Here is a 23,820-nt window from a genome sequence, read left to right as displayed (position 1 = left end):
AATGCCTCCGCGCTGGGCTACTTCCCGCGCGGTTCAGCTGTTTCAGGCACCGAACCACTGTTCGACCATCTCACGGGCGGGCACACCACCAGCATGCACCACCTTGCCATTGATCACCACGCCGGGCGTTCTCATGACGCCGTAGCCCATGATGTCGCGCAGCTCTTCCACCTTTTCCAGCTTGACCGCCACACCCTTGGCTTTCGCCACCTGGTCGATCAGCGCGATGGTGTTCCTGCAGTTGGCGCAGCCGGTTCCGAGTACCTTGATGTCCATGATTCACTCCTGTTCCATTTCGAGATAGGTGAGATTGGCGATCTGGGGCAGCCAGACCTCCACGTGCTTGAGATGCTGGTAGGGCCTGGCGTCAAAGCTCTTGATCGCTGTGCTCATGTCGGTGCCCGCCTCCACCGCCTGGCCCATGTGGGCGCGCAGGGCCTTGAGCAGCTTGCCGGTGTCGGACTGTGCCTTCGCGAGCGTGGTCACGCTGCCATGGCCCGGCACCACCACCTTCGGGTTCAGCGCCTCCAGCGCCTCAAACGACTCCACCCAGGTTTTGGTCTTGCTCACCGGGTGCAGGCCCAGGATGCGGTCCACATAGACCACATCACCGGTGAAAACCACACCGACCTGCGGCAACCAGACCATGCTGTCGCCCGGCGTGTGGCCGCCTTGACGGTGCACCACCTGCACGGCCACGCCGCCCAGGTCCAGCGTCGTGTCGGCATCCTTGAGCCAGCGGGTGGGCAACACGATCTCAGTGCCGTCCATCTTCTCCTTGAGCACGGGTGCGTTGGCCTTCAGGTGCGCCGGCCCGCGGGCCCTCATGTCGGCCTCTGCATCGGCGTGCGCCATGATCTGTGCGCCCTGAAACTTGAAGTAGCCGTTGCCCAGCCAGCGGTGGTCCTGGCCACCGGTGTTGATGACCCATTTGATGGGCTGCGCCGTCACCTTCTTCACCGCTTCGGCGATCTGCTTCGCACCCTGGAAGCTCGCGCCGCTGTCGATCAGCAGCGCACCAGCAGGCGTGACCACCAGGCCCAGGTTGGCGTTGATGGCTTCGTTCTCAAAGGTGCGGCCTTCAGTGTCGCCGACGTAGGCGTACACATCGGGTGCCACGGGTTTGAAGACGATCTCCACCGCCTGGGCAGACCAAGCCAGGGTGGCAGCCAAGCCTGCGATCAGCAGGTGTTTGTGTCGGATGGTTGGAATGTGCATACCGGTTGGTCTCCGTTGGTTTGAGGAAATGAATGTCAAAGTACCGCGTTGAACACAAAGCCCACGATCAGGATGCCGGTGGCGACCACGCCCACGAAAGTGGCGATAAGGCGCACCTTCAACACCTTGCGCAGGATGATCAATTCGGGCAGCGAGAGCGCGATCACGCTCATCATGAAAGCCAGCACCGTGCCCAGCGCCGCACCCTTGGCCAGCAGGGCCTGCACGATCGGTATCACACCGGCTGCGTTGGTGTACATGGGCACACCGATCAGCACCGCCAGCGGCACCGACCACCAGGCGTCCTTGCCCATGAAGCTGGCCATAAAGTCCTGCGGCACCCAGCCGTGGATGCCGGCGCCGATGGCGATGCCGGCCAGGATGTAGGGCCAGACCTTGCCAACGATCTCGCGCACCGAGGCAAAACCCGCCTGCACCCGGTCGGCCAGCGTCGTCTCGGCCGCTTCAAAGCCGGCCGACATCCTGGGCATGTCGCGCACCCAGTCTTCCAGGTGCGCTTCCATTTTCAGCCGGCCGATGATCCAGCCTGCCACGATGGCTACCGACAGGCCCAGGCCCAGATACAGCGCGGCGATCTTCCAGCCGAACATGCCGAACAACAGCGCCAGCGCCACCTCGTTGACCATGGGCGCGGAGATCAGGAAAGAGAAAGTCACGCCCAGCGGCACGCCCGCCTGCACGAAGCCGATGAACAGCGGCACCGCCGAACAGGAACAGAACGGGGTGACGATGCCCAGCGAGGCGGCCATCACGTTGGCCACGCCCTCGGTGCGACCGGCCAGCAAGGCCCGGGTGCGCTCGGGGGTGAAGTAGCTGTTGACCATGCCCATGACGAACACCACGCCTGTCAGCAGCAGCAAGACCTTGGGGGTGTCGTAGAAGAAGAACTGCAACGCGCCACCCAGATGGCTGTCGCGCTCCACCGGCAGCGCCGCGACCAAGGCCTCGGAGACCGGGATCAGCGACTGGTACAGGCCCCACCAGAGGGCGGCGGCGATCAGCAAAAACATCACCGGCTGCTTCTGCGGCCAGCGGGTCAGGGTCGATGTGAGGGTGCTCATGCCTCAGAAGACGAGGCACCTCTCCAAAAGATGCAGGCTGGTCAGAAAAAAATTTGCAGCCTCTCAGCCTCTTAGATCAGCCCGGCGATGGCTTCCACGTCTTCGGCAAACATCTGGCCTTTTTCGGCCAGCAGCAGCTTGCCGTCGCGACCGCGCAGCAGCGTGATGGGCAGGCCGCGGGGTTTGGGGAAGGCCTTGCGCCAGTCCGGGCTGGCCCAGGCGGCCGGAAAGCTGTAACCCTTCTTTTTCAGGTAGGCCACGGCGTCCTCGGGCTTCTTGTCGATGGACAACGCCACCATCTGCAGCCCCCGGGCCTTCTGGCTCTGCCAGAGCTGGTCCATGCTCGGGCTCTGCAGCGCGCAGAACGGGCAGGTGCTGGACCACCAGTACACCAGCAGCGGCTGGCCTGCGCTGGCGGACGGTTCGTAGACCGTGCCGTCCAGCAACGTTATGCGCGGCAGCGCCAGCGGCGAGCCCAGCGCCGGCAAGGGCGGCGCCTTGGCCTCTTCGGCCGCGGCCGAAACGGGCTGGGCCAGGGTGGGCAGACTCATGCCCGCGAGCAGGCCGGTGGCACCGCTGGCGCGCAGCCAGTCGCGGCGGGTCCAGCGGCTGTTCGCATTCACCGGGTTGATTGCTGGGACGCTGGCTTGAGTTTTCATGGGGTGTTGCAGGGAATGGGTGAAGCGCGGGCGGCGCTTGTGGGGTCTGGTGTCGCAGTCGCCAACGCCGGCCGGGGTACAAAATCCGCCACACGCCCGCCCGGGTCGAACGACACCTGGCAGCCCAGCGCCATGCTTTCGCGCATGCGCTGGCGGGCGCGCTGCACGCGCGACTTGGCCGCGGGCAGCGTCAAACCCTTGAGGCGCGCAAACTCGGCCTGAGGCAGGCCCTGCAGGTCGCACAGTTCAATGGCCTCGCGGTCCCTGGCGTCCAGTTCCGACAGCACACGCGGCAAACAGGCCACCAGGGCATCGACCGTCTCCAGCTGCGCCGGCTCGTCCGGTATCTCCTCCCAATCGGGGGGCATGGGTGCCAGCGGCTTGTGTGCCCGTAGCCGGTCGATCAGGGTGTTGCGGGTGATCTCGAACAGCCAGGCGCGCGGCTGTTCCACGCCCCGAAAACGATCGCCCTGGCGCAGGGCCTTGATGAAGCTGTCCTGGAGGATGTCTTCCGCCTCGCTCGCCACGGGCGTACGCGCGCGCAACCAGCCGCGCAGTTCGGGCTCGTGACGGGTCCAGACAGACACAAGTTGTTTCATGGCATCGCTGTAAAACCGCTAGGGTACCGGGAAAGGACGCGGGGTTCAAACGGTGGTCGAAGCCCTGGCCATGGCGGCGGCGGTGTCGCACCGGTATGCGTCACAATCCCGGCAACGCTACAGAACCCGAACCTCCAGACCCGCCACCTGCGCGGCTCTGACGCAACATGCAAAACGGAACCCTCCTCGCCGCGATCGATCTCGGCTCCAACAGCTTCCGGCTGGAAATCGGCCGTTTCCACTCCGGCCACATCGAACGCGTCGAATACATCAAGGAAACGGTGCGCCAGGGCAACGGCCTGGACGAAAACAAGGTGTTGAGCGAAGCCGCCATGCAGCGCGGCTGGGACTGCCTGGCGCGCTTTGCCGAGCGCCTGCACGGCTTCAAGAAACAACAGGTCCGGGCCGTCGCCACGCAGACCCTGCGCGAGGCCCAGAACCGCGACGAGTTCATGCGCAAGGCGCAGTCCATCCTGGGCTTCGCCATCGAGGTGGTGTCGGGCCATGAAGAAGCGCGCCTGATCTACCAGGGCGTCTCGCGCCTGCTGCCGCAATCCGAAGAAAAACGCCTGGTGGTGGACATCGGCGGGCGCTCGACCGAGATGATCCTGGGTCAGGGCTACGAGGCCCGCAAGATGGAGTCGTACCGGCTGGGCAGCGTGGCCTGGTCGACCAAATACTTCCCCCGCGGCCAGCTCACGACGGTGGCGTTCAAGACCGCCGAAGTCGCGGCCAAGGCCGTGCTCGATGAGGCGCTCGACACCTTTCCGCCCTCCGAATGGATGGTGTCCTACGGGTCCTCGGGCACCGTGGGATCGGTCGCCGACATCCTGGCGGCCAACGGCTGGGCTTCGGGCGTGGTCACCCGTTCGGGTCTGGACTGGCTGGTGGACAAGCTGATCAAGGCCGGCAACGTCGACAACCTGCGCATCGAGGGCATGAAGGACGACCGCCGGGCCGTGCTCGGTGGCGGCGTGAGCGTGCTGCGCGCGATCTTCGACCTGTTCGACATCCAGCAGATGCTGCCCGCCCAAGGCGCCTTGCGCCAGGGTGCGCTCTACGACCTGATCGACCGCGAGTCCCACGAGGGCGACGTGCGCGAGCGCACGGTGCGCTGGCTGGCCGAGCGTTTCTCGATCGACGAAGCGCAGGCGCAACGCGTGAGCACCGTGAGTACGGCCCTGTTTGCCCAGATCGCGGCCGCCGACACGCCCAACGAACGGTATTCGCAAAAGCTCGCCTGGGCAGCCCGCCTGCACGAGATCGGCACGCACATTTCGCACGACCGCTCGTACCACCACGGCGCCTACATCCTGGACAACGTGGACGCACCGGGTTTCTCCTTTCCCGAACTGCACCGCATGAGCCAGCTGGTGCTCGGTCAGCGCGGCAAGTTGCGCAAGCTGGAGCAGTCGCTGGAAGACGAGCTCTTCGCCAAGCAGCTCATGAGCCTGCGCCTGGCGGTGCTGCTGTGCCATGCCCGCCAGATGCCCGAGCACCAGTCGGTCAAGCTCAGCTACAAATCGGGCGCCTTCAAGCTGGCGACCAATCCGGGCTGGTCGCGTCGCTACCCGCAGTCGGCCTGGCTGCTGGGCGAAGAGGTGCTGGCCTGGCAGAAAACGGCCTGGAAGTTCAGCGCCGATCTGCGCTGACCCCAGCGCACGCCCACAGGCAATCCGTCACGGAGTCACCCACCCGCACACCGGGCGCCGCCGAAAGCCGGACCGGCCGGTCTACGATGCCCGATTCCATGTGTACCCGGAGACAGCACAGCGATGGCCTTGATAGTGGTAGCGGAAGACGATGGCGGAACACTCAAACTCATCAGCGTGGTGCTGAAAAACCAGAGCCACGAAGTGCTCGAAGCCAGCAACGGACTCGCCGCCTGGCGCCTGATCCAGGAACACCATCCCGACCTGATCGTCAGCGACGTCAACATGCCGGGCATGAGTGGTTTTGACCTGCTGCAGCACCTGCGTGAACACCCCCGACTCGGCCAGACACCCCTGATCCTGCTGACCTCGCTGCAGGAGCGGCGCGACATGCGTCAGGGCATGCTTCTGGGTGCCGACGACTACCTCACCAAACCCTTGCGCCCCAAGGAACTGACCGAGGCGGTCCGGGCCCAGTTCAACCGGCAGAACCTGCGCACCGCCGTGCAGGACATGCACCTGCAGAAAGCCCTGTCCGAGGCCCTTGAAGAGCAGGCCTGGGACCTGCATGAACAATACGAAAAGCGGCTCGCACGCGAGCTCAGCGAACAGTGGCCGGGCGATGCGCGTGGCCAGCAGGCCCTCAACTACCCCGAGGCCACCGTGCTGTTCGCCGACATCCGTCACTACCCGCAATGGCTGGCCGCGCTGGACCCGGCCGAACTCGGCCGGATGCTCAAACGTTTCTACGAAAACAGTGGCGACACCGTTCACCTGTTTGGCGCCAGCGCCATGCAGTTCGTGGGCGAAGGCGTGCTCGGCATCTTTGCCGACGGGGTCAACCTGGCCATGAGCGCGCCCCACAGCCTGCGGGCGGCCAAGGCCGCGCTGGGCCTGCGCAACGCCGCCGCCAGCATGGCCGACTTCGTGCAGGCGCAGTTTCCCGGCCGCCGCCTGCCGCCGTTCGAAGTGGGGATTGCGCTGCACGGGGGACCGGTGGCGATGATGCAGCTGGACGGCCTGCTCGGCGGCAGCCGGCAGCTGATCCCGGTGGGCGAAGCCGTGGTGGACGCCATGGCCATGCAGCGCCACGCGCCATCCGAACACGGCGCCATCACGGTTTCGATCCCGGTGCTGCGCAGCATCACCGGCGCCGTCCGGCCCGTTGCCCGTTACCTGCTCACACTGCCCCACCGCAGCGAACCCATGGACGTTTGTGCCGTGGAACCGCTGCACTTCTGAATCCAGTCCTGGCCCGCCGCCGTGCCCACCACCCTCGCCCACCGCCGCCGGCTTTCGCTCGGCCCTGCCCTGATCGCTGCGCTGGTGCTGGCCGCGCTGGTGCCGGCTTTGCTGGTGTCCTGGCTGCTCTCGTCCAACAGCGCGCAGGCCATCGACACCCTGGCCGAAAACGCCATGAGCCAGGCGGCCCACCGCGTGGACGTCGGCGCGCTGGCACACCTGGGCGAATCGCACACCGTGGTCAACGCGCTGGTGCCGCCCTTCGTGACCAGCGGCGCCGAGGCCGAACGCACGCGCAACTGGCTGAAGGACACCACCGCGTTCGAGCTGATGGCCCACGCGCTCACGCAGCAGTCGGCCAACGTGCCCTACCTGTATTTCGGCACCGAAGACGGCAGCTTCTTCGGCCTTGAACGCGAAGAGGCGGGTTTCATCGTGCGCAGCATCCGGCCCGGCGAGAGCGGCCGGCGGCACTTCCTGATCGCGCAACCGGGTGACCGCAGCCGCCTCGTCAAGACCGAAACCACGGTCTACGACCCGCGCCGCAGACCCTGGTACCAGCTCGCGGCCAGCACCGGCCAGCGCGTGTTCACCAACGTCTACCGCTCGGCGGTCAAGGACCAGTTCGACCTGACCCTGGCGCAGCCGATCTACGGCGCGGACGCAAAAACCCTGCTCGGCGTGATGGCGGTGGACATGAGCCTGGCGCGGCTGACCGACCTGATCCGCAGCACCCGCGTGAGCGACCACGCCGTGACCTACCTCGTGGACGCGCAGGGCCTGATGGTGGCCAGTTCGGGCGAAGAAGCGCTCCACCACCTCGTCGATGGGAAACAGCAGCGCATCACCCCCACGCAGAGCCAGGACGCGCTGGTGCGGGCCTCCTACAGCCAGCTCCAGGCGCGATTCCAGCAAGGCCAGCGCACCCAACCCGGTCTGGTGCGGCTGGAAACCCGGCAGGACTGGCTGCAACGGCTCGGCCTGACCAACAACCGGCTGATGGCCTTGCAGCGTCCCTTTGGCAAAAAGTACAACCTCGACTGGCAGCTCATCGTGGTCGCGCCCGAACAAGACTTCACCCACCAGGTCACGCAGGCCCGGCAATGGGCGCTGATGGCGATGGGCGCGCTGATGGGGGTGAGCGCGCTGGTGGCGTACACCGTGGCCCGGCGGCTCTCGGGCCAGTTCCGTCAGCTCAACACCTCGGCCCTGCAACTGGGTTCGGGCGGCGTGCCGCCGGTGCAGCGGCTCACCCGGTTTCGCGAGGTGCACAACCTGTCGCAGGTCATGCACGACAGCGCGGTCCAGCTGCAGGCCTACAACGCGGAGATTGAACAGAAAAACGAAGCCCTGCGCGATGCGGCCCAGATGCTGGAAGCCCGCGTGAACCTGCGCACCGCCGAACTCGCCGCTTCGCGCGAAGAGGCGCTCGCGGCGGTGAAGGCCAAGGCGGGTTTCCTCGCGGTCATGAGCCACGAAATCCGCACCCCGCTGCACGGCGTGGTCGGCATGAGCGAACTGCTGAGCGAGTCGCCGCTCACACCAACCCAGCAGGAGCTGCTCGGCGTGCTGAAGGTGTCGAGCGACCAGTTGCTCGCCGTGGTGGACGACATTCTGGATTTCTCCAAAATCGAATCGGGCCGCCTGCACCTGGAACAAGAACCGCTGGACGTGCGCGCCGCCATCGGTCACGCCACCGGCATCATGCGCCTCAAGGCGCAAGAGAAAGGCCTGCATCTGGCCATCCAGATCGCGTCCGAAGTGCCCGCGGCCATGATCGGCGACGTGGTCCGCCTGCGCCAGATCCTGCTCAACCTGTTGTCCAACGCCATCAAGTTCACCGAACACGGCGAGGTCGAACTGCGCGGCTGGCTGGACCAGACGCAGACGCCGCCGCAGCTGTGTTTCAGCGTCACCGACACCGGCGTCGGCATCCCGCCCGAGCGCCTGCCCGACCTGTTCCAGCCCTTCGCCCAGGGCGACACCTCCACCACCCGCGTCTACGGAGGCACCGGCCTCGGACTGATGATCTGCAAACACCTGGTCGAGATGATGGGTGGGCAGATCAGCGTGATCAGCGCCCCGGGCGCGGGCTCCACCTTCCGTTTTTCGGTCCACTGCGTGGTCGCCGATCCCGCGCTGGTGCGCGCACCCGCGACCACCACCCTGCCGCACCACATCCAGCCCCACCGGGTGCTGGTGGTCGATGACAACCCGGTCAACCTCAAGGTGGCGGCGGCCATGCTGGACCGGCTGGGCTATCCCCACCACAGCGTCAGCGATGGCGCCGCAGCGCTGCAGGCCCTCACCAGCGCGCAGGCCGCGCAGCAGCCGTTTGCCCTGGTGCTGCTCGACAGCCACATGCCCGGCATGGACGGCCAGGCCACCGCGCAGGCCATCCGGGCACAGCTGGGCGACCTCGCGCCGGTGTTGATCGGCATCTCCGCCTCGACGCTGGGCGAAGACCGCCAGCGTTGCCTGGATGCGGGCATGTCGGACTACCTGCCCAAACCGCTGGAGCTCGAACGCCTCGCCGCCGCCCTGCACCGCTGGAGCCCGGTGGCCACCCCGGCGCCTTCCACAACCGTTGCACTGTCCGCACCGGTCACCCCCCTGGCTGCGCCCGATCCCGCCTGGCTGGACCCCGCGCGCTGGGCAGAACTGGCCGAATGTGACGATGCGGCGGGCTCGCTGCGCCGCGACATCTTCAACGATTTCCTGCAGACCCTGCCCGCCCGCTGCGATGCCATCCAACAGGCCGCAGCGGTGCCCCGCTTCGAGGACCTGCATGACGCCGCGCACCGACTCAAGGGCGGTGCCGACAACGTGGGCGCCGCCGCGCTGGGGGTTGCCTGCGCGCAGATCGAACAGGCGGCGCGCGACCGGACGGTGGACACACAGGCGCTGGAGCAATTGCAAACCGCCGCGCTGGGCACGGCGCGCGCACTGGCCGGATTCATGGCCCGGGCCTGAAGCGGGCGGGTTCTGCGCTGGAAAAGCGGCCGGATTTTTTGGTATAAACGGTTTATACCGTTTAACTCAGAAGGAAAATTCATGGCATCCAAGAACACCGGCAAATCCAGCAAACTGGTCCGCGACAGTTTCACGATCCCCAAGGCCGAGTACGCCTCCATCGATGTCCTCAAGATCCGGGCCATCGGCCTGGGCACCAGCGTCAAGAAGAGCGAGCTCCTGCGCGCCGGCCTGATGGTGCTCAAGGGCATGAGCGATGCGGCCTTCAAGACCGCTGTTGCCGCTGTGCCCACCCTGAAGACCGGCCGCCCCAGCGCCGAAGTGACGCCGCCCAAGGCGACCGCACCGGTGGCCAAACCTGCCGCCAAAGTGGCCACGAAGAAGGCGGCGAAGCCCGCAACCAAGGTCGAGCCAGCTGCCAAGGTGGCGCCCAAGGCGCTTGAAAAGAAAGTGGTCGCCAAGAAGGCCGCTGCCCCGGCAGCACGCAAGCCGGTCGCCAAGACGGTGGCAGCGAAGCCCAAGGCCTCCGCACCCGCCAAAGCCGCTGTGCCCGCCAAGCAGGCCGTCGCTGTGGTCAAGCCTGTCACCGCCACCAACGCCTGATGCTTCAGCGCACCCTGAACGGTGCGCTGAACCCTGTCTCGCAGACGCTCAGATCAGCTCGGGCGTCTGCACCGTGACCAGCACCGTCTGAAGTGCACCGTTGCGCTCCCGGTGGCGCAACCACCAGAGCGCCCCCTTCTTCATCGGGCAGTACTCTTCCGGCAAGCCGAGCAGGCGCGCGATCACGCTGCCCAGCATCGGCTGGTGACCCACCACCACCACCGGCGATTTGCCGTTGGGCCACTGCACCAGTTCCAGCAAGGCGAGCGGGTCTCCATCCGGGGCGAGTTCATCGCGCAGCTTGAATTTGCGCCCCAGTGCCTGTGCCGTCTGTTCTGCGCGCGCCGCGGGGCTGGCATAGATGCGGGCCCCATCGGGCAGCTGGCGGTCGAGCCAGGCGGCCATGCGGGCAGCCTGCTTGTCGCCCCGCGGCGTCAGGCGGCGCGCGAGGTCGAGTGGGTCGCCCTGCTGGCCATTGACCAGGTCGGGGTGATCGTGGGCTTCGGCGTGTCGCCAGAGGATGAGATCCACAGCCTGGCCCTTTCGTGTTTCAGCCCTTGCTGCCGTAACGCGCCATCAGGCTGGCCTGTGCCGACTGCGGCACCGCACTGCGTCCCTTGGCGCCAGCGAGCACGGCGGCCGGCACGTACCGGCCGTCCGGCTGCAGCAGCCAGGCGTCTTTGGTGTCGTGCAGACAGGCCGACAGGCACTCGTCCATGATGCGGTGGCGCAGCGCGCTGTCGGTCACGGGCCAGGCCAGTTCGACCCGGCGCAGCATGTTGCGGTTCATCCAGTCGGCGCTGGACAACCAGAGTTCTTCGACCTCGTCGGTGCGGAAATAAAACACCCGCGAGTGCTCCAGCAACCGACCGATGATCGAGCGCACGCGCACGTTGTCGGTCACACCCGGCACCTGCGCCGGCAGGATGCAGCCACCGCGCACGATGATGTCGATGCGGGCCCCCTGCTGCGAGGCCGCGGCCAGCGCCCGGGCCAGGGGTTCATCGGTCAGGGCATTCATCTTCAGGATGATGCGGGCTTCCTTGCCGGCCTTGGCGGCCGCACCCGCGGCCTCCACCTTGTCCAGCATGGACTTGTGCAGATGGAACGGGGCGATCAGCACCTTGTTCAGTTTGGGCAGGCGGTTCTGGCTGGCCAGGTGCAGGAACACCTGCTCCAGATCGGCGGTGAGCGCGTCGTCGGCGGTGAGGTAACTCAGGTCGGTGTAGAGCCTGGCGGTGCCGGGGTTGTAGTTGCCGGTGGAGAGGTGGGCGTAGCGTTTGAGCCGGCCGTCTTCCCGCCGCGTGATGAGCATCATCTTGGCGTGCGTCTTCAGGCCCACGACGCCGTACACCACCTGTGCGCCCACGGATTCGAGGCGTTCGGCGTAGTTGATGTTGGCCTCTTCGTCAAAGCGTGCCTTGAGCTCCACCACCGCGGTGACTTCCTTGCCCCGGCGCACCGCTTCACGCAGCAGCTCCATCAACTCGGACTTGGCGCCCGTGCGGTAGATGGTCTGCTTGATGGCCAGCACGTCCGGGTCTTCCACCGCTTCGCGCAGGAAGGCGAGCACCGCATCAAAACTCTCGTAGGGCTGGTGGATCAGCACATCGCCCTGCTGCAACTGCTCGAAGTACGACTGCCCGGGCGCCAGCTGGACCGGCCAGCCGGCGTTGTAGCGCTCGAAGCGCAGCGCGGGCGCGTCGATCTGATCGATGAGCTGGTTCAGCCGCACCAGGTTCACCGGGCCGGGCACCCGGAACAGGGCCTCCTGCGGCAGCGCAAACTGCGCCAGCAGAAAACCGGCGAGGTAGTCGGAGCAGCCGGCCGAGATCTCCAGACGCAGCGCTTCACCATAGTGGCGTTGCTGCAGGCCTTTGCGCAGCGCGGTGCGCAGGTTCTTCACCTCTTCTTCGTCCACCGCGAGGTCGGAGTGGCGCGTGACGCGGAACTGCGAAAACTCGGTCACCTGCCGGCCCGGGAACAGGTCGGCCAGGTGCGAGCGGATCAGGCTGGAGATGGAGACAAAGTGGCTCTGCTTCGAGCCCTTGACCGGCGGCATGCGGAAAAAGCGCGGCAGGATGCGCGGCACCTTGACGATGGCGATCTCGTTCTCGCGGCCAAACGCGTCCTTGCCGGTGAGCCGCACGATGAAGTTGAGCGACTTGTTCGCCACCTGGGGAAACGGGTGCGCCGGGTCCAGGCCCACAGGCAACAACAGGGGTTGCACTTCGCGCTGAAAGAACTCCTTGACCCAGCGGCGCTGGCGCGGGTTGCGCTCACCGTGGGCCACCAGCTTGATGCCCTTCTTCTCCAGCAAGGGCAGCAGTTCGTCGTTGTAGATGGCGTACTGCTGCGCCACCAGGGCGTGCACCTTGGCGGACAGCTGTTCGTAGGTTTCGACGGTGTACAGGCCGCGCTGCTCATGGGTCTTGTGCGCGTTGAGCTGGGGCGCCATGCGCACCTCGAAGAACTCGTCGAGGTTGCTGGAAACGATGCTCAGGTAGCGCAGGCGTTCCAGCAGGGGCACATCGGTTCGGCGCGCCCAGTCCATCACCCGCTCGTTGAAAGCCAGGATGCTGTGGTCTCGGTCCAGAAAAGTCAGGCGGGTCTGGGGGTTGCTGGCGCTCATGAAAACCGTGGGTATCAGGGGATGCGGCAAGGTCCAGCCGGTTTTGGCTGGCGTCCATGTCACATGATCTTGACGATTATTCAACAGCTGGATGACGTTTGTGTGACAGTCTGACCGCCTCCATGCCCGGCAAGGACCGCACGGCAGCGGCCGCGTTCAGCGGCGACGGCCGGGGTTTGCGCTGCCGCGGCGGGAACAGCACCAGGAAAGAGGCGAACAGGGTCGTGGCACGGCCCCAGCTGAACTGCTGGGCGCGGGCGCGCGCCGCATGGCGCTTGACCTTCAGCGCCTCGAACCAGGCCTCGCGCAGGTCCTCGCGCATCGCGCCGGCTCCGGCATCACCCAACACCTGCAGCGGCCCGTGCACCGGATACGACGCCACCGGCACACCGCAGGCCATGGCTTCGAGCATCACCTGCCCGAAGGTTTCGTTGCGGCAGGGAAACACGAACACGTCGGCCGCGGCGTACACCTGCGCGAGTTCCTGGCGCGGCAACACACCGAGCCAGTGCACATTGGGATAACGCTCCTGCAGCGCGGTCTTCAGCGGCCCCACCCCACACACCACCTTGCTGCCCGGCACGTCGAGCGAAAGGAACGCCTCGATGTTCTTTTCTGCAGCAACACGCCCCACGTACAGGCTCACCGGCCGCGCCAGGTGGCCCAGGGGCGGGAACTCGGTGGCCTCGGGGGCGAGCGCAAACAGGCGCGTATCGACCCCGTGTGTCCACTCGCGCAGCTTGCCAAAACCCCGTTGTTCCAGCAGGTCGAGCACACCGCGGGTCGGCACCATGACGCCGCTGCTGGGCCGGTGGAAACGGCGCAGCAGCGCATAGCTCCAGGACAGCGGCACACGCAGCATCGTCTGCAGGATCTCGGGAAACCGGGTGTGGAAGGCGGTGGTGAAAGGCAATCCGCGGCGCAGGCAATGGCTTCGCGCCGCCCAGCCCAGCGGGCCTTCGGTGGCGATGTGGATGGCGTCGGGGTTGGCCGCGTCGACCATGCGCGCCAGTTGCCGGCCCGGGAACAGCGCCAGCGCGATGCCCGGAAACCCAGGGCATGGCCGGGTGTGGAACTGCCCGGGCTGGATCACCACAACCTCGTCGCCGCGCGCCTGGAGCTGGCGCACCAGCTCCACCAGCGTGCTCACCACGCCGTTGACCTGGGGCAACCAGGCGTCCGTCACCAGAACCAGTTTCATTTTTGCCTCCCTGGGTGTCTCTTTCAGGCCGTCTGGCGCAGCTGCGGCTCTGACGGCCGTTCAGCGATGGAGGGTGTCCAGTGCACCAGCTCCAGCCGGCCGTCCATGTGCTCGACCAGCGCCGACAGGCTTTCCACCCAGTCGCCATCGTTGCAGTAGAGCGTGCCGTCGATGTGGCGCATCTCCGGGCGGTGGATGTGACCGCAGACCACGCCCTGGTAGCCCTTGTGGCGCGCTTCGGCGGCCACGGCGCGCTCGAAATCGGTCACGTAGTTCAGCGCGCTCTTGACCTTGTGCTTGAGGTATTGCGAGAGCGACCAGTACGGCAGGCCCATGCGCGCGCGCAGCGAGTTCAGGTGGCGGTTCAGGCGCAGCGTGAACTCGTAGAGGTTGTCGCCCACGTAAGCCAGCCACTTGGCGCACTGGATCACGCCGTCAAAGTGGTCACCGTGCACGACCCACAGCCGCTGCCCGTCGGCCGTGGTGTGAACGGCCTCGTTGCTGACCTCGATACCGCCAAAGTTGTGGCCATGGAACTGGCGCGCAAACTCGTCGTGGTTGCCCGGCACGAACACCACCCGGCAGCCCTTGCGTGCACGGCGCAGCAGCTTCTGCACCACGTCGTTGTGCGCCTGCGGCCAGAACCATTTGCGGCGCAGCTGCCAGCCATCGATGATGTCGCCCACCAGGTACAGCGTCTGGCTCGGGTGGTGCTTCAGGAACTCCAGCAAGGCACTGGCCTGGCAGCCCGCCGTGCCCAGGTGCAGATCGGAAATGAAAACGGCCCGAAAACGGGGCCGTTCTCCGCCCTCGTTGGGATGCTCGTCATCGGTTTCGAAGCCTGCAGACAGATTCCCCACCTGCCCCCAACCGCCCAGTGCTTCGAAGGCCGTGCGCATCTCAAGCGCCCAGGAAGTGCTTGCGGTAGCGCGCTGGCAGATCGGCGATGCGCATCATCATCGGCAGGTCGGCGGCGTTGAAGTCCGGGTCCCAGGCCGGTGCGCCCAGCACCTTGGCGCCGAGGCGCAGATACCCTTTGATCAGCGCGGGCGGATCCACATCCAGCGTGTCGTCGAGTTGTTCGATGGGCAGCGGCAGGCGCGGGCGCACGTGGAATTCGATGGAAGCGAGGTGCTTCTCTTTCACCTGGCGCCAGATGCTGGCCGCGGCGTGACCGCCGCCGACCATGCCGTGTTCGCCCTGGTGCTGCATGGGGATGCTGGCGCAACCGATCATGGTATCGAGCTGGTTGCGCACCATGAATTCGGCCAGTGCACCCCACAGCGCCATGATCACGCCGCCATGGCGGTGATCGCGGTGCACGCAGCTGCGGCCCAGTTCCACCATGCGCTCGCGCACATTGCGCAGCCGCGTCAGGTCGAATTCGGTGTCGCTGTAGGTGCTGCCCACGCGCCGTGCCTGGGCCGGCGTGAGCACGCGGTAGGTGCCGATCACCTGCCGCGTGGCGCTGTCGCGCACCAGCAGGTGTTCGCAAAAGTCGTCGAACAGGTCCACGTCGTGCCCGGGCACGGCGTTCGAGAGGATGGCCCCCATCTCGCCGGCAAACACCGCGTGCCTCAGTCGTTGCGCTTCACGAACCTCGTCCAGGTGGCGGGCCCACGAGACTTCGATACCACCAGCCGCGGGCGTTTCCGCCAGCGGCCTGGCCACCAGGGGCTGAGACTGAGCAGGTGAGCGCGGATGAAGCAACCCCCGGGGCCGGCTCACCGGCGAGAGGTTCAGTGTGGGGGTGGGCAGTTCTCTCATGGCAGGCTCCTGGTGGATGCGCCCATCGCAGGCGCTGTGGTCGGTGTGCTCGTGTTCATGAACCTGCATTCTGGGAATAGCGCATGTCCCGTCTGTGGCAGCGGCATGAAGTTTTGATGACACCCTCCGGCCCATGTGGGCATGGAAAAAACAGGCATCGATTTCACGTTTCAAGTAATATTGAAATATGGAAATCACAACACCCTTGGAATCCCAGGCCCTGAGCGCGCTGGCCGCGCTCGCCCAGGTGCAGCGCCTGCGCGCCTTCCGTGCGCTGGTTGTGGCCGGCCCCGACGGCCTCACGCCCGGCGTCCTGGCCGAACAGCTGGGGGTGTCGCCCAGCGCGCTCTCGTTCCACCTCAAGGAACTCGCCCACGCCGATCTGGTGAGCGCCGAGCCGCAGGGGCGCCACCTGATCTACCGCGCCAGCTTCGACCGCATGAACGCCCTGCTCGGCTACCTCACCGAACACTGCTGCGCTGGTGAGCCCTGCGAAATCCCGGTGGATGCCGGTTGCACCGGTTGCGGGACGGCGCCATGAACCTGGCCGACGCGATCAACCTCGGCTGTGCCTGCCAGACCTTGCAGCCCAACCGATTGCGCGAGCAACTGGAAACCAGCCCGGCGCTCGGCGGTCTGACCGCGCGGCTGGCCAAGAGCCACCCGCACCTGTTCTCGGCCAGCGCGGTTTTCCTCGACCCCGGGGTGCAGCAGCAGATCGTGATGGCCGTGCAGACGCTGGAGCGGGTGATCGCCCTGCCCGCCTGGCACGCCCAGGCCCTGGCGCGAGCGAACCCGATCGCGGCGCTGGACTGGGGCCCGGCCGGTGTCTTCATGGGCTACGACTTCCACCTCGCCGCCGACGGGCCCAAGCTGATCGAGATCAACAGCAACGCTGGCGGCGCCCTGCTCAACGCCGCGCTGGCGAGGGCGCACCGCGCCTGCTGCACGGGCTTCGAGCCATTGTTCGACCCGGCGGATACGCTGCAACGGCTCGACGAGGTGTTCGTCGCCATGTTCCGCGCCGAGTGGCAGTCGCAGCGCGGCGATGCACCGCTGCGCAACGTGCTGATCGTGGACGACGCGCCCGGCGAGCAGTACCTCGCGCCCGAGTTCCAGATGGCGCGCGCGCTGTTCGCCGCGCACGGCCTGATCGCCGTGGTGGCCGATGCGCGCGAGCTGCAATGGCGCGACGGTGCGCTCTGGCACCCGGCCCTGCCGGCCGGCATGCCGGTGGACCTGGTCTACAACCGCCTGACCGACTTCTACCTGCAGGACGGCAGCCACGATGCGCTGCAACAGGCCTACCGCGCCGGCGCGGCTGTGGTCACGCCGCACCCGCGCACCCACGCGCTGTACGCCGACAAACGCAACCTGATCGCGCTGTCCGACGCCGCGCTGCTCGAAACCTGGGGGGTGAGCGAGAGCGACCGCGCCGTGCTGCGCCAGGTGGTGCCCGCCACACAGCGCGTCACGGTCGATAACGCCGATGACCTCTGGACCCGGCGGCGCACCCTGTTCTTCAAACCCGCCGCCGGTTTCGGCGCGCGCGCTGCCTACCGCGGCGACAAGCTCACCCGGCGCGTGTGGGGCGAGATCCTGGCGGGGGACTACGTCGCCCAGACCACCGTGCCGCCCAGCGAACGGCGGGTGTCGGTGGACGGCCAGACCACGCTGCTCAAGCTGGACCTGCGCGCCTACACCTACCGCGGCCAGGTGCAGCTACTGGCCGCGCGCACCTGGTCGGGCCAGACCACCAACTTCCGCACCGAAGGCGGCGGTTTCTCACCGGTGGTGGTGCTGCCGGCCGCCGCCACGCTCCCCGAACCCCTTCCCTTTCAAGCCTGACTGGAGATTCTGATGAAACGTTTTCACGTCCACCTGCACGTCAACGACCTAGACAAGAACATTGGTTTTTACTCGGCCCTGTTCAACCAGCCGCCCACCCGCACCGAAGGCGATTACGCCAAGTGGATGCTGGAAGACCCGCCGGTGAACTTTGCCATCTCCACGCGCGGCACCAGCACCGGGCTGGACCACCTGGGCATCCAGGTGTCGTCGGCCGACGAGCTCGGCGCACTCAAGGCCCAGGCGCAGGCGGCCGACATGGCCCTGCTCGACGAAGGCGAAACCACCTGCTGCTACGCCCGCAGCGACAAGTACTGGATCACCGACCCGCAAGGCGTGGCCTGGGAGCAGTTCCACACGCTGGGCAACATCCCCGTGTTCAACGAAGCCGCGGCACCTGCGGCCACAGCGTGCTGCGCGCCAGCGCCCGCAGCCTCTTCGGCCAACGTCTGCTGCAGTCCGGCAGCAGCTCCGGCGTCAGCCGCCGGCTGCTGCGGGCGCTGATCCCCGGCGTGGCCGCTGTGTGACACGCCGGACGGTGTCACACGTTCGTCACATGGACACCAGACAATTCAATATTCATTGAAGCGTCCGCACCCGATCTGATTCCCGATTTTTCCCCTTCACTGGACCTGTCAACATGAAAGTTGGTATTAACGGCATGGGCCGCATGGGCCGCCTGGCCCTGCGCGCCGCGTTCGGCGCGATCGAACGCGAAGCCATCGACCCCCGCGCGGGCAACCGCCTCGAGGTTGTGCACCTGAATGAGATCAAGGGCGGCGCTGCCGCCACCGCCCACCTGCTGGCCTTTGACACGGTGCAGGGCAAATGGCGCGCCGACATCGCCGCCGAGGGCGACAACGCCATCCGCATCAACGATCAGCGCCTGGGCTTTTCCGAATACGCCACAGCTGCTGAGATTCCCTGGGGCGACCTCGGCGTGGACCTGGTGCTCGAATGCACCGGCAAGTTCCTCACGCCCGAAACGATCCAGGGCCACCTGGACCGCGGTGCCAAGCGCGTGATCGTGGCGGCGCCGGTGAAGGTCGGCGAGGTGCTGAACATCGTGGTCGGCGTCAACGACCACCTGTACGACCCGGCGCGCGACCGCATCGTCACTGCCGCGTCCTGCACCACCAACTGCCTGGCGCCGGTCGTGAAAGTTGTGCACGAAGCCATTGGCATCAAGCATGGCCAGATCACCACGCTGCACAACCCGACCAACACCAACTTGGTGGTGGACGCACCGCACAAGGACCTGCGCCGCGCGCGCAGCGCCATGGTCAATCTGGCCCCCACGACGACCGGTAGCGCCACCGCCATCGCGCTGATCTACCCCGAACTCAAGGGCAAGCTCAACGGCCACGCGGTGCGTGTGCCGGCGCTCAACGCCTCGCTGACCGACTGCGTGTTTGAGCTCAACCGCGCGACCACAGCGGAAGAAGTCAACGCCCTGTTCGAAGCCGCCGCCAAGGGCCCGCTGGCCGGCATCCTGGGTTACGAGAGCCGCCCGCTGGTGAGCGCCGATTACGCGCGCGACACACGCAGCGCCATCGTGGACGGCCTCTCCACCATGGTGACCGACGGCACGCTGCTCAAGGTCTACGCCTGGTACGACAACGAGATGGGCTACGCCACGCGCATGGTGGATCTGGCTTGTCACCTTGAAGCCCAGGGTATCTGAAGCCATGCAGGCCCAAGCATCAACACCGTTCGGGCTGAGCCTGTCGAAGCCCTCACCATGACCACCGCCTCTTCTGGCGCCAGCAGCGCCACCCGCAACTACGCCATCGTCACCGCCGCCTACTGGGGTTTCACGCTCACCGACGGCGCGCTGCGCATGCTGGTGCTGCTGCACTTCTACCGCCTGGGCTATTCGCCGTTCACGCTGGCCTTCCTGTTCCTGCTCTACGAAGCGGCGGGCGTGCTGGCCAACCTGATCGGCGGCTGGCTGGCCACACGCTACGGCATCCAGCGCATGCTGACCGTGGGCCTGGTCACGCAGATCACCGGCTTCACCCTGCTCTCGCTGCTGAACCCGGCCTGGACGGCGGTCATGTCGGTGGCCTGGGTGGTGGTGGCGCAAGGTATCTGCGGCGTGGCCAAGGACCTGACCAAGACCGCCAGCAAGTCGGCCATCAAGATCACCGCCGACCAGGCGAAGAACCAGGGCTCGGGCCAGTTGTTCAAGTGGGTCGCCTGGTTCACCGGCAGCAAAAACGCCATGAAGGGCTTCGGCTTTTTCCTCGGCGGCCTGCTGCTCGATGCGCTGGGCTTCCAGCACGCGCTCTGGGCCATGGCCGGCTTGCTGGTGCTGGTGTTGGCGGGCGTGGTGGGCTTCGTGCCGCCACTGATGGGCAAGAGCAAGGCGTCCAAATCGGCCAAGGAACTGTTTGCGAAGAACGCCGGCATCAACGCGCTGGCCGCCGCGCGTGTGGCGCTGTTCGGCGCACGCGACGTGTGGTTCGTGGTCGGCGTGCCGGTGTTCCTGTATTCGCAGGGCTGGACCTTCACCATGGTCGGCGGCTTTCTCGCGCTCTGGACCATCGGCTACGGCCTGGTGCAGGCGCTCGCGCCCAACATCGTCAGCCGCAGCGCCGACGGCCTGAGCGCCGAGGTGCCGGAGGCGCGCTGGTGGTCGCTGGCGCTGGCGCTGATTCCAGTGGGCATCGCCACCGCCGTGCTGCTGGAAGCGCCGAATTTGCAGTGGTGGGTGGTCGGCGGCCTGGGCCTGTTCGGCTTCGCCTTCGCCGTCAACTCCTCGGTGCACTCCTACCTGATCCTGGCCTACGCCGGCAGCGAGAAAGCGGCCGAAGACGTGGGCTTCTATTACGCCGCCAACGCGCTGGGCCGCTTCTTCGGCACGCTGATGTCGGGCCTGCTCTACCAGTGGGGCGGCTTGCTCTACGCGCTGGTGGGCTCGGCGCTGATGCTGCTGGTGTGCTGGCTGCTGACGCTGGGCTTGCCCACGCGCCTGGCGCTCCACGGATCTCCCTCACCCACGCCCTAGTTCCTGCATTCCTTCCAAAGGACGATTCCATGAACACCCCCAAGGTTTACAACGTGCTGTTCCTGTGCACCGGCAATTCGGCGCGCAGCATCATGGCCGAAGCCATCCTCAACGCGCAGTCGGCTGGCCGGTTCCGCGGCCACAGCGCGGGCAGCCACGCGGTAGGCAGCGTGCACCCGATGGCTATCGATCTGCTGCAGCGCAACCACTACAGGACCGACAGCCTGCGCAGCAAGAACTGGGACGAATTCGCCACGCCGGACGCGCCGGTGATGGACTTCGTGTTCACCGTCTGCGACAAGGCGGCGGCCGAAGTCTGCCCGGTCTGGCCCGGACAACCGATCTCGGCCCACTGGGGCGTGGCCGATCCGGCCGCCGCCACTGGTACCGAAGAGCAGCGCCAGCGCGCCTTCAACGATGCGTTCAGCGTGCTCTCGCGCCGCATCTCGCTCCTGATGTGCCTGCCGATCGAAAAGCTCAGCCGTCTGACGCTGCAGAAAGAAGTGACCGACATTGGCCTGGTCACGGCCACCGAACCCGCCAGCGCCTGAGCCCATGAGCCTCCAGCACCCCGTTCACATCCTCTTTCTCTGCAACCACAACACCGCCCGCAGCCTGATGGCCGAAGCCGTGCTCAACCACATGGATGGGCCCACGTTTCGCGCCCACTCGGCCGGTTGCCAACCCAGCCAGGACGGGACTGCGCACCCGCTGACACTGGAAGTGTTGCAAGCCGCCGGCATCCGAACCGATGGTCTGCGCAGCAAAAGCTGGGATCGGTTCGCGCTGCCCGAAGCGCCACACATGGACCTGATCATCACGCTGTGTGACGACGCGGCAGCGGAAGTCTGCCCGGTCTGGCCAGGCCACCCCGCCACCGCGCACTGGAGCTATGAAGACCCGACGCTTCTGACCGGCAGCCACGACGAACAGCTGTATGCCTTCAAGCAGGTCTTGCACGCGCTGCACCAGCGTCTGGAGCTGCTGATGAACCTGCCCCTGGCCCAGCTCGACCGCCTGATGCTGGAAGCCGAAGCCCGGCGCCTGGCCCAGGGCTGACCCATCACAATCGCCGCATGGGACTCTTCGAACGCTACCTCACCGTCTGGGTCGGCCTGGGCATCCTCGCGGGTGTCGGCCTGGGCCTGCTCACGCCCGCCAGCTTCGCCGCCATCGCGGCGATTGAAGTGGCGCACGTCAACCTGATCGTCGCCGTGCTGATCTGGATCATGATCTACCCGATGATGATCCAGATCGACTTCGCGGCGGTGCGCGACGTCGGCAAGAAGCCGCAGGGCCTGTTGCTCACCGTGGTGATCAACTGGCTCATCAAGCCGTTCACCATGGCGGCGCTGGGCGTGCTGTTCTTCAAATACCTGTTCGCGCCCTTCGTGGACCCGCAGTCCGCCAACGAATACATCGCCGGCATGATCCTGCTGGGTGTGGCGCCCTGCACCGCCATGGTGTTCGTCTGGAGCCAGCTCACCAAGGGCGACCCCAACTACACGCTGGTGCAGGTGTCGGTGAACGATCTCATCATGGTGTTCGCTTTCGCGCCCATCGCCGCCTTCCTGCTCGGCGTGACCGATCTGGCCGTGCCCTGGCAGACACTGCTGCTGTCCACCGTGCTCTATGTCGTGCTGCCGCTGGTGGCGGGTGTGCTCACGCGCCAATGGCTGCGCTCGAACGGTGGCGAGACAGCGGTGAGCGCGTTCGTGAAGTTGCTCAAGCCCTGGTCGGTGGTGGGCCTGATTGCCACCGTGGTGCTGCTGTTCGGCTTCCAGGCCGAGACCATCGTGGCCCAGCCGCTGGTGATCGGGTTGATCGCCATCCCCCTGCTGATACAGACCTACGGCATCTTTGCCATCGGTTACGTGGGCGCGCGCTGGCTCAAGCTGCCCCACAACATCGCCGCGCCAGCCTGCCTGATCGGCACCTCGAATTTCTTCGAACTCGCCGTGGCGGTGGCGATCTCACTGTTCGGCCTGCACTCGGGCGCTGCGCTGGCCACGGTGGTCGGCGTGCTGGTGGAAGTGCCGGTGATGCTGTCGCTGGTGGCGCTGATCAACCGAACGCGGCACTGGTTCGTGCCCCAGACGCTCTGAGCAGCGGCACCGCGCTGCACCAGCGTCCTCACTACAATTTGAACGAGCTGCGGTGGCAGCCTGCCTTGGCGGTTCCCTTCGGTGAAGAACCGCCTTCTTCGGTCGATCCAGGAGCATCCCCATGCACACACCGCGCACCCTGTTGGTCGTCAGTTTGCTCTCATCGATCTGGGGGTGCTCCAGCATTTCCCTCGAACCCACCGAGCCGCCAGTGCGCGAGGTGAAGTCCATCGACGGCCAGTCTGAAGGCGAGGTCACGGGCACCGCCGCACCCGGCAGCCGGTTTGCCCAGCTCCGGATCGGCATGGAGGCCCAGTCGGTCCGAAAGCGCATCGGCGAGGCCGATGCGATGTACTCCCACGACACCGGCAAGCGCTGGATCCCGTTTTACTTCGGCAGCGATGCCCGCCGCATCATCACCCACTACAAAGGCGACGGCTGCCTGACCTTCACCGGCGGCACCGTCTGGGGCGGTGGCAACAACCAGCTGATCCGCATCGACAACGACCCGTCGGGCCGTTGCTACCAGCCGTGAGCGCGACGCGCTGACCACGGCCGGAGCGGCTCCGGCCTGCCAGAATACGGGGCTGTGACTTCCGCCCCCACCCCGATCCAGCCATTGCCCGCGAGGCCTCTGGCGCTGACCTGCCACCCCGCCACCCCCTGCCCGCTCGACCTGCAGCTGAGCGTGTCACTGGCGGCGGCGGGTACCGAGACTGGCGCCGGCTGGCTGCTGCACTACCGCATCACGGGTGACACGGCGGGACTGCTCGTCCCGCCGCCCCGTGTTCCCGGACCGGCCGATGGCCTGTGGCAGCACACCTGCCTGGAGGCCTTCGTCGCCCGCGCTGGCGAGCCGGCCTACCAGGAGTTCAATTTTTCGCCATCGGGTCGGTGGGCGGCTTACCGCTTCAGCGCCGAACGGGTGCGCGATCTGCCCGCCGAGGCAGCAGCGCCGCCCTTCGAGCCTGAGCTGGAGTTCGCGGAACAGGCGCAGTCCCTCAATCTGCAAGTCTGGCTGCCGCGTGAGGCATTGCCAGAAGCCACGGCCAGCGCGCCCCTGATCCTGGGACTGAGTGCCGTCCTGGAAACCCGCGATGGCCAGCTCAGCTACTGGGCCCTGCACCACCCCGCCGCACGCCCCGACTTTCACCACCGCGCCGGTTTCGCGCATGTGCTCGACCTGCCGCCGTTTCCCACAGCACCCTTCAACCCCGCCTGACACCCCG

At 66.6% G+C, this 23,820-nt stretch carries 24 protein-coding genes; 14 read left to right on the top strand and 10 right to left on the bottom strand.

Going from position 1 to position 23,820, the window contains the following annotated elements; translation table 11 throughout:
* Positions 1-42: 42 nt before the first annotated feature.
* The 5 genes from F3K02_RS05150 to F3K02_RS05130 all read right to left on the bottom strand — a co-directional run bounded on the left by F3K02_RS05150 (position 43) and on the right by F3K02_RS05130 (position 3,558).
* On the bottom strand, positions 43-276 hold the full coding sequence (locus F3K02_RS05150; protein WP_218179360.1) for a thioredoxin family protein: 234 nt from the start codon (positions 274-276) through the stop codon (positions 43-45).
* A 3-nt stretch (positions 277-279) separates the two neighbouring features.
* The gene (locus F3K02_RS05145; RefSeq protein WP_177133989.1) at positions 280-1,218 is read right to left on the bottom strand and encodes an MBL fold metallo-hydrolase; all 939 of its coding nucleotides are present in this window, start codon (positions 1,216-1,218) and stop codon (positions 280-282) included.
* Between the two features lie 35 nt (positions 1,219-1,253).
* Complete coding sequence (locus F3K02_RS05140) at positions 1,254-2,300, bottom strand: permease (protein ID WP_177133987.1); 1,047 nt, start codon at positions 2,298-2,300, stop codon at positions 1,254-1,256.
* Between the two features lie 71 nt (positions 2,301-2,371).
* Complete coding sequence (locus tag F3K02_RS05135; RefSeq protein WP_177133985.1) at positions 2,372-2,959, bottom strand: TlpA family protein disulfide reductase; 588 nt, start codon at positions 2,957-2,959, stop codon at positions 2,372-2,374.
* Positions 2,956-3,558: a sigma-70 family RNA polymerase sigma factor gene (locus F3K02_RS05130; RefSeq protein ID WP_177133983.1), complete on the bottom strand. Its 603-nt coding sequence runs from the start codon at positions 3,556-3,558 to the stop codon at positions 2,956-2,958. Before F3K02_RS05130 ends, F3K02_RS05135 begins: the two co-directional genes overlap by 4 nt.
* 167 nt (positions 3,559-3,725) lie before the next feature.
* Here F3K02_RS05130 and F3K02_RS05125 point away from each other — a divergent pair, with 167 nt between their 5' ends.
* The 4 genes from F3K02_RS05125 to F3K02_RS05110 all read left to right on the top strand — a co-directional run bounded on the left by F3K02_RS05125 (position 3,726) and on the right by F3K02_RS05110 (position 10,028).
* Positions 3,726-5,210 (top strand): Ppx/GppA phosphatase family protein, encoded by a 1,485-nt coding sequence (locus F3K02_RS05125; protein ID WP_177133981.1) that lies wholly within the window; start codon positions 3,726-3,728, stop codon positions 5,208-5,210.
* Between the two features lie 123 nt (positions 5,211-5,333).
* The gene (locus tag F3K02_RS05120) at positions 5,334-6,452 is read left to right on the top strand and encodes a response regulator (RefSeq protein WP_177133979.1); all 1,119 of its coding nucleotides are present in this window, start codon (positions 5,334-5,336) and stop codon (positions 6,450-6,452) included.
* A gap of 21 nt (positions 6,453-6,473) precedes the next feature.
* Positions 6,474-9,425 (top strand): ATP-binding protein, encoded by a 2,952-nt coding sequence (locus F3K02_RS05115; protein ID WP_177133976.1) that lies wholly within the window; start codon positions 6,474-6,476, stop codon positions 9,423-9,425.
* Positions 9,426-9,506: 81 nt separating this feature from the next.
* A complete protein-coding gene (locus tag F3K02_RS05110) occupies positions 9,507-10,028 on the top strand; it encodes a hypothetical protein (protein ID WP_177133975.1) in 522 nt (173 codons plus the stop codon).
* Positions 10,029-10,076: 48 nt separating this feature from the next.
* Here F3K02_RS05110 and F3K02_RS05105 read toward each other — a convergent pair whose 3' ends face one another.
* The 5 genes from F3K02_RS05105 to F3K02_RS05085 form a co-directional block, all read right to left on the bottom strand.
* On the bottom strand, positions 10,077-10,559 hold the full coding sequence (locus tag F3K02_RS05105; RefSeq protein ID WP_177133972.1) for a SixA phosphatase family protein: 483 nt from the start codon (positions 10,557-10,559) through the stop codon (positions 10,077-10,079).
* A 19-nt stretch (positions 10,560-10,578) separates the two neighbouring features.
* On the bottom strand, positions 10,579-12,660 hold the full coding sequence (gene ppk1 / locus F3K02_RS05100) for a polyphosphate kinase 1 (protein ID WP_177133969.1): 2,082 nt from the start codon (positions 12,658-12,660) through the stop codon (positions 10,579-10,581).
* A gap of 76 nt (positions 12,661-12,736) precedes the next feature.
* On the bottom strand, positions 12,737-13,861 hold the full coding sequence (locus tag F3K02_RS05095; protein ID WP_177133967.1) for a glycosyltransferase family 4 protein: 1,125 nt from the start codon (positions 13,859-13,861) through the stop codon (positions 12,737-12,739).
* 23 nt (positions 13,862-13,884) lie between these two features.
* Entirely contained in the window at positions 13,885-14,760 is an 876-nt protein-coding gene (locus F3K02_RS05090) for a UDP-2,3-diacylglucosamine diphosphatase (RefSeq protein ID WP_177133966.1), read from the bottom strand.
* Position 14,761: 1 nt separating this feature from the next.
* Positions 14,762-15,628, bottom strand: coding sequence for a GNAT family N-acetyltransferase (locus tag F3K02_RS05085; RefSeq protein WP_177133964.1), 867 nt, complete (start codon positions 15,626-15,628; stop codon positions 14,762-14,764).
* A gap of 187 nt (positions 15,629-15,815) precedes the next feature.
* Here F3K02_RS05085 and F3K02_RS05080 point away from each other — a divergent pair, with 187 nt between their 5' ends.
* The 10 genes from F3K02_RS05080 (at position 15,816) to F3K02_RS05035 (ending at position 23,813) form a co-directional block, all read left to right on the top strand.
* Positions 15,816-16,169: an ArsR/SmtB family transcription factor gene (locus tag F3K02_RS05080; RefSeq protein ID WP_177133962.1), complete on the top strand. Its 354-nt coding sequence runs from the start codon at positions 15,816-15,818 to the stop codon at positions 16,167-16,169.
* Positions 16,166-17,476 (top strand): hypothetical protein, encoded by a 1,311-nt coding sequence (locus F3K02_RS05075; protein WP_177133961.1) that lies wholly within the window; start codon positions 16,166-16,168, stop codon positions 17,474-17,476. The genes F3K02_RS05080 and F3K02_RS05075 overlap by 4 nt, the downstream gene beginning before the upstream one ends.
* 12 nt (positions 17,477-17,488) lie before the next feature.
* Positions 17,489-17,980: an ArsI/CadI family heavy metal resistance metalloenzyme gene (locus F3K02_RS05070; protein WP_177133959.1), complete on the top strand. Its 492-nt coding sequence runs from the start codon at positions 17,489-17,491 to the stop codon at positions 17,978-17,980.
* 136 nt (positions 17,981-18,116) lie between these two features.
* The gene (locus tag F3K02_RS05065) at positions 18,117-19,160 is read left to right on the top strand and encodes an ArsJ-associated glyceraldehyde-3-phosphate dehydrogenase (RefSeq protein WP_177133957.1); all 1,044 of its coding nucleotides are present in this window, start codon (positions 18,117-18,119) and stop codon (positions 19,158-19,160) included.
* Positions 19,161-19,217: 57 nt separating this feature from the next.
* Positions 19,218-20,486, top strand: a complete 1,269-nt coding sequence (arsJ, locus tag F3K02_RS05060) for an organoarsenical effux MFS transporter ArsJ (RefSeq protein WP_177133955.1) — start codon at positions 19,218-19,220, stop codon at positions 20,484-20,486.
* 29 nt (positions 20,487-20,515) lie between these two features.
* Positions 20,516-21,037: an arsenate reductase ArsC gene (locus F3K02_RS05055; protein ID WP_177133953.1), complete on the top strand. Its 522-nt coding sequence runs from the start codon at positions 20,516-20,518 to the stop codon at positions 21,035-21,037.
* A 4-nt stretch (positions 21,038-21,041) separates the two neighbouring features.
* Positions 21,042-21,545: an arsenate reductase ArsC gene (locus tag F3K02_RS05050; RefSeq protein WP_177133951.1), complete on the top strand. Its 504-nt coding sequence runs from the start codon at positions 21,042-21,044 to the stop codon at positions 21,543-21,545.
* A 17-nt stretch (positions 21,546-21,562) separates the two neighbouring features.
* On the top strand, positions 21,563-22,591 hold the full coding sequence (gene arsB, locus F3K02_RS05045) for an ACR3 family arsenite efflux transporter (protein ID WP_177133949.1): 1,029 nt from the start codon (positions 21,563-21,565) through the stop codon (positions 22,589-22,591).
* A gap of 121 nt (positions 22,592-22,712) precedes the next feature.
* Entirely contained in the window at positions 22,713-23,126 is a 414-nt protein-coding gene (locus tag F3K02_RS05040) for a hypothetical protein (RefSeq protein ID WP_177133948.1), read from the top strand.
* 54 nt (positions 23,127-23,180) lie between these two features.
* Complete coding sequence (locus F3K02_RS05035; RefSeq protein WP_177133946.1) at positions 23,181-23,813, top strand: DOMON-like domain-containing protein; 633 nt, start codon at positions 23,181-23,183, stop codon at positions 23,811-23,813.
* The last annotated feature ends 7 nt before the right edge of the window (positions 23,814-23,820 follow it).

It is taken from the genome of Hydrogenophaga aromaticivorans (assembly GCF_013387465.1).
GTDB lineage: Bacteria > Pseudomonadota > Gammaproteobacteria > Burkholderiales > Burkholderiaceae_C > Hydrogenophaga > Hydrogenophaga aromaticivorans.
Note: the sequence above shows the minus strand (reverse complement) of the source record. Positions and strands in the feature narration are given on the sequence as shown.